Source organism: Kineococcus sp. AC630, from assembly GCF_979255925.1.
The window spans coordinates 97,724-111,196 of sequence record NZ_CEEDMJ010000004.1; the positions used below are offsets into that span (position 1 = coordinate 97,724).

At 72.8% G+C, this 13,473-nt stretch carries 10 protein-coding genes; 9 read left to right on the top strand and 1 reads right to left on the bottom strand.

Annotated features, from left to right (window positions below; translation table 11 throughout):
• The first annotated feature begins 120 nt into the window (after positions 1-120).
• From AC0I8G_RS05690 to AC0I8G_RS05730, 9 genes are all read left to right on the top strand, one after another.
• Positions 121-1,854, top strand: a complete 1,734-nt coding sequence (locus AC0I8G_RS05690) for an ABC transporter substrate-binding protein (RefSeq protein WP_471729073.1) — start codon at positions 121-123, stop codon at positions 1,852-1,854.
• A 4-nt stretch (positions 1,855-1,858) separates the two neighbouring features.
• A complete protein-coding gene (locus AC0I8G_RS05695; RefSeq protein ID WP_380256998.1) occupies positions 1,859-2,845 on the top strand; it encodes an ABC transporter permease in 987 nt (328 codons plus the stop codon).
• A gap of 10 nt (positions 2,846-2,855) precedes the next feature.
• Entirely contained in the window at positions 2,856-3,839 is a 984-nt protein-coding gene (locus AC0I8G_RS05700; RefSeq protein WP_471729074.1) for an ABC transporter permease, read from the top strand.
• Entirely contained in the window at positions 3,836-4,714 is an 879-nt protein-coding gene (locus AC0I8G_RS05705) for an ABC transporter ATP-binding protein (protein ID WP_471729075.1), read from the top strand. The genes AC0I8G_RS05700 and AC0I8G_RS05705 overlap by 4 nt, the downstream gene beginning before the upstream one ends.
• Positions 4,711-5,640 (top strand): ABC transporter ATP-binding protein, encoded by a 930-nt coding sequence (locus tag AC0I8G_RS05710; protein WP_380256992.1) that lies wholly within the window; start codon positions 4,711-4,713, stop codon positions 5,638-5,640. The genes AC0I8G_RS05705 and AC0I8G_RS05710 overlap by 4 nt, the downstream gene beginning before the upstream one ends.
• Before the next feature lie 24 nt (positions 5,641-5,664).
• On the top strand, positions 5,665-8,148 hold the full coding sequence (locus AC0I8G_RS05715; RefSeq protein ID WP_471729076.1) for a glycoside hydrolase family 2 protein: 2,484 nt from the start codon (positions 5,665-5,667) through the stop codon (positions 8,146-8,148).
• A 23-nt stretch (positions 8,149-8,171) separates the two neighbouring features.
• Complete coding sequence (locus AC0I8G_RS05720; protein ID WP_471729077.1) at positions 8,172-9,005, top strand: LacI family DNA-binding transcriptional regulator; 834 nt, start codon at positions 8,172-8,174, stop codon at positions 9,003-9,005.
• Between the two features lie 143 nt (positions 9,006-9,148).
• Positions 9,149-9,502 carry a hypothetical protein gene (locus tag AC0I8G_RS05725; RefSeq protein ID WP_471729078.1) on the top strand — a complete coding sequence of 118 codons (354 nt, stop codon included), beginning with the start codon at positions 9,149-9,151 and terminating at the stop codon, positions 9,500-9,502.
• A 76-nt stretch (positions 9,503-9,578) separates the two neighbouring features.
• Positions 9,579-11,972 (top strand): diguanylate cyclase domain-containing protein, encoded by a 2,394-nt coding sequence (locus tag AC0I8G_RS05730; protein ID WP_471729079.1) that lies wholly within the window; start codon positions 9,579-9,581, stop codon positions 11,970-11,972.
• Positions 11,973-12,023: 51 nt separating this feature from the next.
• On the opposite strand, the gene proS is transcribed toward AC0I8G_RS05730, so the two are convergent.
• Complete coding sequence (gene proS / locus AC0I8G_RS05735; protein ID WP_471729080.1) at positions 12,024-13,451, bottom strand: proline--tRNA ligase; 1,428 nt, start codon at positions 13,449-13,451, stop codon at positions 12,024-12,026.
• Positions 13,452-13,473: the final 22 nt, after the last annotated feature.

Below are 13,473 nucleotides of genomic sequence, written 5' to 3' on the forward strand. Positions count from 1 at the left end.
TCAAGTTAATTAAGTTAGAACGGACGGACCGCGCTCCACCCCGGCACCGATGGCGGTGCACGCGGAGCGGCCCGGCACTCGCACCGCCGCGAGCTGCGGCCACAGACCGAGGACACCGCCATGAACCTCTCGATCAGTGCCACCCCCCGAACCGCCGGGCTCCACCGCCCGCGGCGCCTGTCCCGCCTCCTCCGCCTCACGGTCGCCGGTGCCGCAGCCCTGACCCTGCTCGCGACCGGGTGCTCGGCCGGCGGGTCGGGAAACGGCGACGACGCCTCCACGCTCGTCGCCTACACCGGCCAGGCCGGCGACTACCAGGTCAACTTCAACCCCTTCTCCCCCTCCGACATCGGCGGGGCGGGGCTGATCTTCGAGCCGCTGTTCTTCATCAACAAGACCGCCGCCGACGCCGATCCGAAACCCCTGCTGGGCACCGAGTACACCTGGAACGACGCCGGGACCGAACTCGACGTCACCCTGCGCGACGGGGTCACCTGGTCCGACGGCAAACCCTTCACCGCCGACGACGTCGTCTTCACCTTCCAGATGCTGCTGGACCACGAAGCCCTCAACAGCACCGGTTTCGACGGGACGGTCACCAAGGTCGACGCGACCCACGTCACCTTCACCTGGCCGGAACCCGCCTACACCGCCGGACCCGACGTCCTCAGCGCCACCGTCATCGTCCCCCAGCACCTCTGGAAGGACATCGACCCCGAGTCCGACGTGCTCGAGAAGCCCGTGGGCACCGGCGCCTACACCCTCAGCGAGTTCAAGGGCCAGGCCTTCACGATGGAGGCCAACCCGAAGTACTGGGGCGGGAAGCCGAAGGTCGCGAAGGTCCGCTACCTCGCCCTCTCGGGCAACCAGGCCGGTGCCGACGCGATCGCCGCGGGCACGATCGACTGGCAGACCGGCCCGATCCCCGACATGGCGAACACGCACGAGAACTTCCCGAACTACGACACCGGGTCCGTCGCCCAGAACCAGATGGTCCTCGGCGCCTGCGCGAACGCCGACCTGGGGTGCCAGGGACCGCAGACCGACCCCGCCGTGCGCCAGGCGTTGTTCTACGCCATCGACCGCACCCAGCTGAACAAGCTCGCCTTCCAGGACACCGCCTCGGAGATCTCCCCGAGCATGGCGCTGACCAGCACCCAGGCCGACACGATCTCCGCGAAGGTCGATCCGGAAGTGGCCCCGAAGACCGCCGAACCGCAGACCTCCGCCCAGGTCCTGGAGGCCGACGGCTGGGTCAAGGGCGCCGACGGGATCTACGCCAAGGACGGGAAGAAACTCACCCTGACCATCGAGGTCGTCACCGGCTGGACCGACTACATCACCGCCATCCAGACCATCGCCGCGCAGGCCAAGGCCGCCGGCATCGACATCCAGACCGCCCAGTCCTCGTGGAACGAGTGGACCGACAAGCGGTTCAAGGGGAACTTCGAGCTGGCCATCGACTCGCTGTACCAGGGACCGGCCCCCGACCCGTACTACCTCTACAGCTACTTCTACGACGGCCGGATGACCGCCCCGGTGGGGACGAAGGCCAACGGCAACAACTGGTCGCGGTTCTCCGACCCCGCCGTCGACGCCGCCCTCGACGCCCTCCAGAAACTGCCCCCGGAGGACACCGCCGGGCGCCAGGCCCAGTTCGACGTCATCCAGTCCGCCGTCGCCACCCAGATGCCCTACGTCCCGGTCATGACCGGCGCCAACACCAGCGTCTGGAACGTGAAGAAGTTCTCCGGCTGGCCCACGAACGAGGACCAGTACGCCTTCCCCGCCGTGTGGTCCGACTTCGACGCGGCCGAGATCCTCAAGACCCTCACGCCGCAGGCCGCGAGCTGACGTCGTGAACTACCTGCTGCGCAAGCTCGGCTTCTACGCCATCGCCTTCTGGGCCGCGCTGACGCTGAACTTCGTCATCCCTCGGTTGCTGCCCGGGGACCCGGTGGACATCCTGCTGGCCAAGCTCAGCCAGCGCGGGACGGTCATCACCCCCGAGACCCGCAAGGCGTACGCGATCCTCCTCGGCGGGGACACCGACGCCTCGCTGCCCGCGCAGTACGTCAGCTACCTGGGCAACATCCTCCACGGCGACCTCGGGACTTCGATCAGCTACTTCCCCGCCCCCGTCACCCAGGTCATCTCGGCCTCGATGCCCTGGACGGTGGTGCTCATCGGGCTCGCGACCCTCATCGCGGCGTTCCTCGGAGTCCTGCTCGGGGCGTTCGTCGGGTGGCGGCCGGGGACGTGGCTGGACTCGATGGTGCCGGCGACGACGCTGCTGGCCGCCGTGCCGTACTTCTGGCTGTCCCTGGTCCTCGTCTACGCCCTCTCCCGGCTGCTGCACCTCTTCCCCGCCCAGGGCGGCTACGACGTGGTCCTCTCCCCCGGCTGGAACCTGGAGTTCATCGGTTCCGCGGTCTACTACGGGTTCCTGCCGGCGCTGACCATCGTGCTCGCCTCGATCGGGGGCTGGCTGCTGGGGATGCGCAACATGATGGTGTCGACGCTCTCGGAGGACTACGTCCTCACCGCGCGCGCCAAGGGCCTGCCCGGGCGCTGGATCCTGCGCGACTACGCCGCCCGCAACGCCGTCCTGCCCTCGGTGGCCGGTTTCGCCATCTCCCTGGCCTTCGTGGTCTCCGGCTCGGTGGTCACCGAACAGGTGTTCTCCTACCCGGGGATCGGTTCCCGCCTGCTGGCCGCGGTCACCAACAACGACTACGCGCTGATGCAAGGGGTGTTCCTGTTCATCACCCTCGCCGTCCTCGGCGCGAACCTGGTCGTCGACCTGCTCTACGGCCTCATCGACCCCCGCACCCGGGCCCGCTGAGAGGACCGCGATGACGAACATCGACTCCGTCGCCGACACCGGCGCCGCCCCCGGAGCGGACCTCACGCTCCCGGCCCCCTCCCGCCGGCCCGTCCCGGCCTGGCGGATGCTGCTCCCGACGATGACCCCGTGGCTGGCCGCGGGCCTCACCCTCGTGCTCGGGATCTGCCTGTTCGGGCTGATCGGCCCGCTGCTGGTCGGTGACCCCGACGCCATCCGCGACGTGGGCCTGCAGGGTCCCACCGGCGACCTCTGGCTGGGCACCACCCAGACCGGCCAGGACGTGTTCGCCCAGCTGGCCTTCGCGACCCGCGGTTCCCTCCAGATCGGTTTCCTGGTCGGGATCCTCGCCACCGTGCTGTCGGCGTTCTTCGGCATCTACGGCGCCTACCTCGGGGGCGCCGCGGACGAGGTCTTCTCGTTGCTGACCAACGTCTTCCTGGTCATCCCCGGTCTCCCGCTGGTCATCGTCATCTCGGGTTTCGTGCCGCGGGAGAGCAGAGGGCTGTGGACGATCGCGGTCGTCCTGGCCCTCACCAGCTGGGCCGCCTCGGCCCGGGTGCTGCGCGCGCAGACCCTCTCGGTCCGCCACCGCGAGTACGTCTCCGCCTCCCGGCTCTCCGGTGAGCGCGCGTGGCGGGTCATCGTCGTGGAGATCCTGCCCAACCTGCTCCCGGTGCTGGCCTCGCAGTTCGTGTTCGCGGTCATCGCCGCCGTCCTCGGGGAGGCGGGGCTGTCGTTCCTCGGTCTCGGCGCCTCCGGTTCCTCGACCCTCGGCACGATGCTGTTCTACGCCCAGAACGGCTTCGCCCTCCCGCTGGGCGCCTGGTGGTGGTTCGCCCCGCCCGGCCTGCTCATCGCCCTGCTGGGCACCGGGCTGGCCCTGGTGAACTTCTCCATCGACGAGATCGTCAACCCCCGGCTGAAGAACACCCGCCTGCACCGCCGGCGGACTCGACTGGCGGCCCGTGCCGCCCGGAAGGCGGCCCGGTGAAACCCCAGGACCACGGACGCGACGTCGTGCTGAGCGTGCGCGACGTGACCGTCGTGTACGAGACGGAGGAACCGGTCACGGCCGTGTCCTCGGCGAGCTTCGACCTGCACCGCGGGGAGATCCTCGGCCTGGCCGGGGAGTCCGGCTGCGGGAAGACGACGCTGGCCTACGCCGTGAACCGCCTCCACCAGCCCCCGGCCCGCATCGCGTCGGGGTCGGTCGTCCTGCACGACGCCGACGGCAGCGACGTCGACGTCCTGGCCCTGGACGAAGAGCAGCTGCGCCGGTTCCGCTGGTCGAAGCTGTCGATGGTCTTCCAGGGCGCGATGAACGCGCTGAACCCGGTGCGCAGCATCGGCGCGCAGCTCGACGACACCCTGCGCGCCCACGCCCCGGCGATGGACCGCTGGGCCCGGGCCGCGCAGGTGCTGGAACGCGTCGGGGTCGACCCGGGGCGGCTGCGGTCCTACCCGCACGAGCTCTCCGGCGGGATGCGGCAGCGGGTGATGATCGCCATGGCCATGCTGCTGGAACCCCAGGTGATGATCATGGACGAGCCGACGACCGCGCTCGACGTCGTCGTCCAGCGCGACATCCTGCGCGAGATCGTGCGGCTGCGCGACGAGATGCGCTTCGCGGTCGTGTTCATCACCCACGACCTCCCGCTGCTGCTGGAGATCAGCGACCGGATCGCCGTCATGCGCGGCGGGGAGATCGTCGAGCTCGACACCGCCGACACCCTCTACCGCGACGCCGCCCACCCCTACACCCGCCAGCTGCTGGGCTCCTTCCCCAGCCTGAGCGGTTCCCGCGGTTCGTTCATCCGCACCGGCGTCCACGACGACCGGCTGGCCACCTCCGAGGAGATCGCGTGACGACCGTGTCGGTGACCGGGCTCACCAAGGACTACTCGCTGCGCGAGGGCCTGCGGCGCAAGCCCCTGCGCGCCGTGGACCGCGTCAGCTTCGACCTCCTCCCCCGGCGCACCGTCGCCCTGGTGGGCGAGTCGGGGTCGGGGAAGTCGACCATCGCGAAACTGCTGGCCCGCCTGGAGAAACCGAGCGCGGGGTCCATCGACGTCCGCCTCGACGACGGGACCCCCGTGGTGGGGTCCGTCTACCAGCGCCAGGTCCAGATGGTGTTCCAGGACCCCTTCGCCTCGCTGAACCCCTTCCACTCCGTCGGCCACCACGTCGCCCGCCCGCTGCTGCTGCACCAGCGCACCCGCGGGGCGGCGCAGACCCACCAGCGGGTCCTGGAGATGCTGGAACGGGTCAACCTCGGCCCCGCCGAGGTGGTCGCGGCCCGCCGCCCGCACGAACTGTCCGGCGGGCAGCGCCAGCGCGTCGCGATCGCCCGCGCGCTGGCCCCGGGGGCGAAGGTCCTCGTCGCCGACGAACCGGTCTCGATGCTCGACGTGTCGATCCGCCTGGGCGTGCTGAACCTGCTGGCCCGCCTGCAGCGGGAGGAGGACCTCGCGGTCCTCTACATCACCCACGACCTCGCCACGGCCCGGCACTTCTCCGACGAGATCCTCGTGCTCTACCGCGGCCGCGTCGTCGAGCGCGGCCCGGCGGACGCGGTGATCCTCGACCCCCACCACGACTACACGCGCCTGCTGGCCCAGGCCGCCCCCGACCCCGAACGCCCCGGCAAGGTCGTGGCCACCGAGGCGGTGGCCGACCGCGCCGGCATCGACAACTCCGTCTGCTACGACCACCACCGGCAGGAGTGGATCCGGATCGACAGCGTGCCCGCGCCTGCGCGAGGCTCCCACCCGGTCCCCACCGCCCGCCCCTGAGAAACCCTGAGAGAGGACGACCCCGTGGACGTGCGCACCCTGCACCACGGTTGGACCCTGCGGCCCGTGGCCGGCGACCTGCCGCCGGAGGTCCGCGCGGCGAGCGACGCCGGCCCCCTGGACGCCGTCGTGCCGGGATCGGTGCACACCGACCTGCTCGCCGCCGGACTCATCCCCGACCCCTACGCCGCGCAGCACGAGCAGGAGCTCGCCTGGCTGCACCGCACCGGGTGGGAGTACGCCCACCGCCTCACCGAGGCCGCCCCGGAACCCGGGGAACGCGTCGACCTCCAGTTCGACGGCCTGGACACCGTGACCACCGTGACCCTCGGCGACGTCGTCCTGGGGCGCACGCAGAACATGCACCGCCGCCACCGCTTCGACCTCACCCCCCACCTCGGGGACGGTCCGCGCGACCTGCGGGTGCGCTTCGACTCCGCCCTGGAGCACGCCGAGACCGTCGAGAAGGACCTCGGCCGCCGCCCCCGCGCCTACGACCACCCGTTCAACGCGGTCCGGAAGATGGCCTGCAGCTTCGGCTGGGACTGGGGCCCGGACCTGCAGACCGCGGGGATCTGGCGGCCGGTGACGGTCTCGCGCTGGCGCACCGCGCGCCTGGCCGGGGTCCGCCCGCTGGCGACCCTCGACGGTTCCACGGGACACCTCGCCGTCCACGTCGAGGTGGAGCGGTCCGGGCTGGAGGAGGCCGGGGCGCTCACCGTCGGCGTCCGGGTGCGCGACCTCCCGGGGCGCGACGACCTCACCGCCACCCTCTCCCTGGACCCCGCGACCACGACCGGCGTCGTGGAGGTCGAGGTTCCTAACGCCCCCGTCTGGTGGCCCCGCGGCCACGGCGACCAGCCCCTCGTGGGCGTCGACGTCGACCTGCGCGCCGGCGACGCCGCGCTGGACGCGCGCACCCTGCGCACGGGTTTCCGCGACGTCCGCCTCGACGGGTCCGCCGACGAGTTCGGCACCCGCAGCACCCTCGTCGTCAACGGGGTCCCCGTCTTCGCCAAGGGCGTCAACTGGATCCCGCGCGACCACCTGCTCACCCGCCTGGACCGCGAGCGCTACGCCGCCGCGCTCACCGACGCCGTCGACGCGCACTGCAACCTGGTGCGGGTGTGGGGCGGGGGGATCTACGAGGACGACGCGTTCTACGAGCTGTGCGACGAACTCGGCCTGCTGGTCTGGCAGGACTTCCTGCTCGCCTGCGCCGCCTACGCCGAGGAGGAACCGCTGCGCTCGGAGATCGAGGCCGAGGCGCGGGAGAACGTGGCCCGCCTGGCCCACCACCCGGCGCTCGCGGTCTGGAACGGCGGCAACGAGAACCTCTGGGGCCACGAGGACTGGGGGTGGAAGGAGGAGCTCGGGGGTTCCACCTGGGGCCAGGGGTACTACGAGGAGGTCTTCCCCGCCGTCCTCGCCGAACTGGACCCCACGACGGTCTACGTCCCCGGCAGCCCCTCCAGTCCCGGCGCGCCCGGGGTCCACCCCAACGACCCCGACCACGGCACCCACCACGTGTGGGACGTGTGGAACTCCGAGGACTGGACCGCCTACCGCGACCGGGTTCCGCGCTTCTGCTCCGAGTTCGGTTTCCAGGCCCCGCCGAGCGCGGCGACGCTGGCCGAGCTGCTGGTTCCCGAGCAGCGGGTGAAGACGTCCCCGGTGTTCCTCGCCCACCAGAAGGCACAGGACGGCAACGGGAAGCTGGACCGCGGGATGGAACCCCACACCGGGGTCCCCGAGGGTTTCGCGGACTGGGTGTGGGCCGGGCAGCTGAACCAGGCCCGCGCGATCACCTTCTCGGTGGAGCACTTCCGCTCCTGGTGGCCGCGGACCGCGGGCAGCGTCTACTGGCAGCTCGACGACTGCTGGCCCTCCACCTCGTGGGCCGTCGTCGACGGCGCGGGCCGGCGCAAACCCGGGTTCCACGCGCTGAAGCACGCCCACGCGCCGCGACTGCTGACCGTGCAGCCCCGCGACGGCGAGGACCACCTCGTCCTGGTGAACGACACCGCGCTCCCGTGGACGGCGCGGGTCGGTGGACGGGTCACGACCCTCACCGGGCGGACGGTGCGCGCGGAGGACTTCACGGTCGAGGTCGCCCCGCGTTCGGTGAGCAGCACCCCGCTGCCCGCCGCGCTGACCGGTTTCGCCCCCGCCACCGAACTGCTCACCCTGGACGCCTCGGGGCTGCGCGCCGTCCAGGTCCTCGCCGAGGACCGGGACGTCGCGTGGGACCCGGAACCGTTGCACGCGGCGGTGACGGCCGTCGCGGACGGGTACACCGTCCGGGTCCACGCTCGGAGCGCCGCCCGCGACGTCACCCTGCTGGCGGACGCGGTCGCCCCCGACGCCGTGGTCGACGACGGGCTGGTGACGTTGCTCGCCGGGGAGTCGCGGACGTTCCACGTGCGCACCCGGACCCGGGTCGATCCCGCGGGGTTCACCCACCGCGACGTCCTGCGCACGGCGAACCAGTTCGGGGCGCACCGGTGAGCCCGTCCGGGACGATCGGCCTGGTGATCCCCGGGCCGGCCCGGCGGATCGGGGTCGAGCCGTACTTCGCCGAGCTCGTGGAGGGCATCGAGGAGGTGCTGCACCCCGTGGGGTACAGCGTCCTCGTGCTGGTGGCCGCCGACCGGGCCAGCGAACTCGCGGCCTACCGGCGCTGGGCCGCCGACGACGGGGTCGAGGGCGTGGTCGTCGTCGACCTCGTCGAGGGCGACGCCCGCCCGGCGCTCCTGGAGTCGCTGGAACTGCCGCACGTCCTGGCCGCCCACCTGGACGATCCCCGGGCCTGCACGAGCGAGGTCGCCGACGACGCCCAGCGGATCGGTGCGGCCATCGAGTTCCTCGCCGGGATCGGGCACCGCCGCATCGGTCACGTGTCCGGGCCGGCGCACCTCGTGCACACCGCCGAGCGCTCGGCGACCATCCAGGAGGTCGCCCGCCTCCTGGACCTGGACGTGCGGACCGCCGAGGCGGACTACACCGCGACGGCCGGGACCAGTGCCGTCGCGAGCCTGCTGGACGTCGCGGACCCCCCGACGGCCGTGATCTTCGACAACGACGTGATGGCCGTCGCCGCGCTGGAGTTCCTCACCGAGTCCGGGATCTCCGTGCCCGGTGACGTCAGCCTCATGTCCGCCGACGACTCCCCCCTGTGCGAGCTGACGGTCCCCCCGTTGTCCGCCATGAGCCTCGACGTCCACCACCGCGGTGAGCGGCTGGGCACCGCGGTGCTGGCCCTCCTGGCCGGCGGCGACGCGCGCCAGCCTCCGAGCCCCCCGTCGCAGGTGCTGGTGCGCGAGACCACCGCGCCCCCGGCGGACCGACGGGCCCACGGGGTGTGACCCGGGCTGGCACGCTGGAGGACGTGAGCGCCCACGCCGTGGTCCGGCAGGTCCTGCCCGTCCCCGCCGACGTGGCCTTCGACGTCGTGCACGACTACCCGAACCGGCTGCGCTAGGACACCCTGCTGCGGGCGGCGTACACCGTGGGCGGTGCCGCTCCCGACCGCGGCGTCGACGCCGTCTGCCGGGCCCGCTGGACCCTCGGCGGGCTGACCTTCCGCACGCGCTACGTGACCTTCCGCCGCCCCGACCTGGCGGCGGTCACCCTGACCTCACGGTCGCCGTTCTTCGCCGCGTGGGCCGCCTCGATGCGCCACTGCGACCTCGAGGACGGGCGCAGCGAGGTCGTCTACACGCTGACGTTCACCGGTGCCCCCGCCCCGCTGTCCCGCGTCGTCGAGGCCGTCGCCGTGCGGGCGTTCCGGTGGGAGACCGGGCGGCGGCTGCGCGCCCTGGCCGCTCACCTCGAACGGTCCGGCCCGGCCGGTCAGGGGTGACGGTGGCGGCACCGGGAGCACGCCGTCGCGGAGGTGCCCGCCTCAAGCGGCGGACGTCGACTGCCGACGTCAGGGTGTGGAAACCTCCGCGCCGCTGAGCCCGGGCGCCCCCGGCGCCGGAGACCGGACCGACGCCTCCGTCCTGACGTGGTGGCGGGCGCACCCCGCGGCGATGCACCTGGCGTTCGCGGTGGCCTACGCCGGTGCGGTCGTGGCCGGCCGGGCGACCCGGTTGCCGGGTTCGACCCTGTCGCTCGTGTGGCCGGCGGCCGCCGTCGGTTTCCTGTGGGTCGCCTGCTGCTGGCACCAGCGCCGTGGCCGGGTCCTGGCCGTCGCGGCGGTGGCCGTCCTGTCGGGGCTGCTCAACGCCGCGACCGGCGCCGGAGCGCTGCTGGGGGCCGCGTTCGCGGTGGCCAACGGCGTGCAGGCCGCCACCTCGTGCCTCGTGGCGCACCGCTGGCACCGTCGCGGCGGCAGCGCGCCGTGGCGGTTGCGGAACCCCGCGGACCTGACCGCCTTGGTCCTGGGGTCGGTGGCCGGGTCGGCGGCCGCGGCCTGCGTCGGACCGCTCGCCCTGCACCTCAGCGCCGGCACCCCGCTGCTCCCGGCGGCCGGGGCGTGGCTGGTGCGCAACGCCGCCAGCACCTTCGTCTTCGCCGCCTTCGCCCTGCGGCTGGCCGACCGGGGCCGGCGCTGGCGCACCGGCTGGCGCAGCGGCACGGAGATCGTCGCCGCGACCGTGGTGGTGGTCGCCGCGTACACGGTCGTCTTCACCCAGACCGAGCACCTGCCGCTCGCCTTCGCGCTGCTGCCGTTCAGCATGTGGATCGCGCTGCGCTTCCACACCACGACCACCACCGGCCACGTCCTGCTCATCGGGATCTGGGTCGTGGCCGCGACCATGGCCGGGCGTGGGCCGTTCGCGGTGGACTCCCCCGCGACCCGGGTGCTGCTGGCCCAGGCCTTCGTCACCGTCATCGGGCTCGCCGCCCTGGTCCTGGCCCTGATCCGGGACGAGCGCGCCGACCTGGTCGCCGGTCTGCGCCGGGCCCAGCAGGAAGCCGACGAGCAGGCCGCCCTGCTGCGGGAGGTCTTCGAGACCACCGGCGACGGGTTGAGCGTCTACGACGCCCGCGGTGCGGCCCTGCTGCGCAACCGCGCCGCGATGTCGCTCTTCCCCGACCTGCCCCTCGACCTCACGCAGGAGCGGTGGACGGAGTTCTTCTCCATGCGCCACCCCGACGGTCGGCCCTGGCCGGTGCCGGACCTGCCCGTCTCGCGTGCCCTGCGCGGGGAGACGGTCGAGAACGCGGACGTGCTCGTCACGACGCCGGCCGTTCCCGCCGGCCGGCTGCTGAACCTCAGTGCCCACCCGCTGCCCCCGGCCACCGGGCAGCGCTGGGCCGGGGGCGTGGTCCTGGCCGCTCGCGACGTCACCTCCGAGCGGGCCGCCGCGGCCCGCCTGGCCGCCTCCGAACGCCGCTTCCGCGCCGCGTTCGACACCGCACCGATCAGCATGATGATCGTCGGGCTGACCGGCCGGGACGCCGCGCAGATCCTGCAGGTCAACGCCACGTTGAGCGAGTTCACGGGGTTCGCCGCGTGGGAACTGCTCCAGCTCGACCACCACGCCCTGACCCACCCCGAGGACCGGGGCGAGTGCGTCACCGCGTTCGCCCCCTTCCTCCAGGGCCGGGCCCACGAGGCCCGGGTGGAGAAGCGCTACCAGCACGCCGACGGCAGCACCCGCTGGGGCCTGCTGTCGGCGACCGTCCTCACCGACTCCGGGTGGAACACGGCCACCAGCGGTGAACCCGACGGCGAGCCGTACCTGCTGTGCCTGATCGAGGACATCACCGGCCGCAGGGCCGCCGAGGACCTCCTGCGGCACCAGGCCCTGCACGACCCCCTGACCGGACTGCCCAACCGCACCCTGATGCACGACCGGCTCACCCACGCCCTGGCCGCCACCAGTCGGGACCACACCCGGGTGGGGGTCCTGTTCTGCGACCTCGACGGGTTCAAGGCCGTCAACGACGCCGCCGGGCACGCCACCGGGGACGACCTGCTGCGCGAGGTCGCCGACCGCTTCTCCACCTGCCTGCGCCCGGGGGACACCCTGGCCCGCCTCGGCGGGGACGAGTTCGCCGTCGTCTGCCCCGGGCTGACCGAGGAGCAGGACCTGCCGGCCATCGCCGAACGCCTGCTGGCGAGCCTGCGGGCGCCCGTCGTGCTGACGCGCGGCACCTTCACCGTCGGGGCCAGCATCGGGATGACGTCGGCCTGCGTCCCGGCCGGGGTGCACGCCGTGACCCCGATCGGCGACGACCCGGACACCGACGGGACCGACGGCGTGGGTGCCCTGGCCGAGGCGGTCCTCGCCGAGGCCGATGAGGCGATGTACGAGGCCAAGCGCGGCGGCAAGAACCGCGCCCACCGACACGGGCACCGTCCGATCGGCCACCCCTGACGCCACGGGGTGCTGCAGCGCAGCCCGCCGACCCCGGCGGTTCGGTCGCGGTCAGTAGCTCCGGGCGACGACGGCGACCAGGTCGTCCTCGTCGTCGGCCTCGGGCAGGGAACCGTCGGGCCGTTGCAGGCACCGCACCGTCACCGCGTTCCGGGCCAGCTCCGCCTCCCCGTCGACGCCGAGGGCGCGCCACGGGATCCGCCCGAACCCGGTCCGTGCCACCTCGGCCGCTTCCTGCACCGAGGACACGTCCACGGTGCGGTCCCGCAGGCGTCGCCGGCCCCGCTGCAGCAGGTCGCCCTGCACCTGCTGCAGCAGCGCGGGCACCAGCGAGGCGACCGCCTCCAGGGTGGGACGCCGTCGTTCACCGCTGTCACGGCGGACCAGGGTCACGACGCCCTCGCCCACGTCGCGCGGTCCGACCTCCAGCCGGACGGGCACGCCCTTGAGCTCCCAGCCGGTGACCCGGCGCCCGAAGCCCTGGTCGGTGCGGCGGTCGACCTTCACGCGCACCCCGGCCGCCGAGAGCTGCTCCTGGATCCGCTGGGCGGCGCCGAGGCTGGCCTCGTCCTCCTTCACCACCACGACCACGACCTGCGTGGGGGCCAGCGCCGGGGGGACCACGAGACCCCTGTCGTCCCCGTGACCCATGACGAGCCCGCCGACGACCCGGGTGCTCAGACCCCAGCTGGTGGTCCAGCACAAGGGCCTCCCGCCGTCGGCGTCGGCGTAGCGGATGTCGAAGGCGGTCGCGAAGTTCTGGCCCATCTCGTGGCTGGTGGCCACCTGCAGCGCCTTGCCGTCGCCCATCATCGCCTCGCAGGCCAGGGTGTTGACGGCGCCGGCGAAGCGTTCCCGGACCGTCTTGAGCCCGACGTGCACGGGCAGCGCCAGGACGTCGTCGAAGAAGTCGCGGTAGACCTGCAGGTGGATGCGGCGGGCGTAGGCCGAGGCGTCGGCCCGCGTGGCGTGGGCGGTGTGCCCCTCCTGCCACAGGAACTCGGTGGTGCGCAGGAACAGGCGCGGGCGCAGCTCCCAGCGCACGACGTTGGCCCACTGGTTCAGCAGCAGGGGCAGGTCGCGGTGACCCTGGATCCACCTGGCCATCAGCTCACCGAAGACGGTCTCGCTGGTGGGACGCACGACCAGCGGCTCGGGCAGCTCCTTGCCCCCGGCGTGGGTGACGACGGCCAGCTCGGGGCTGAAACCCTCGACGTGCTCGGCCTCACGCTGCAGGTAGCTCTCGGGGATGAGCAACGGCAGGTAGACGTTCTCGGCGCCGGCCCGCTTGATGCGGGCGTCGACCTCCGCCTGGACCCGCTCCCAGAGGGCGTAGCCGTAGGGCCGGATGACCATGGTGCCGCGGACGGGACCGTTGTCGGCGAGTTCCGCCTTGTCGACGACGTCCTGGTACCAGCGCGGGAAGTCCTGGGCCCGGGGGGTCAGGACCGGAGCTCGCTCGTCGGTGACCGGTGCCATGGACAGCGAGCCTAGGTCGGAC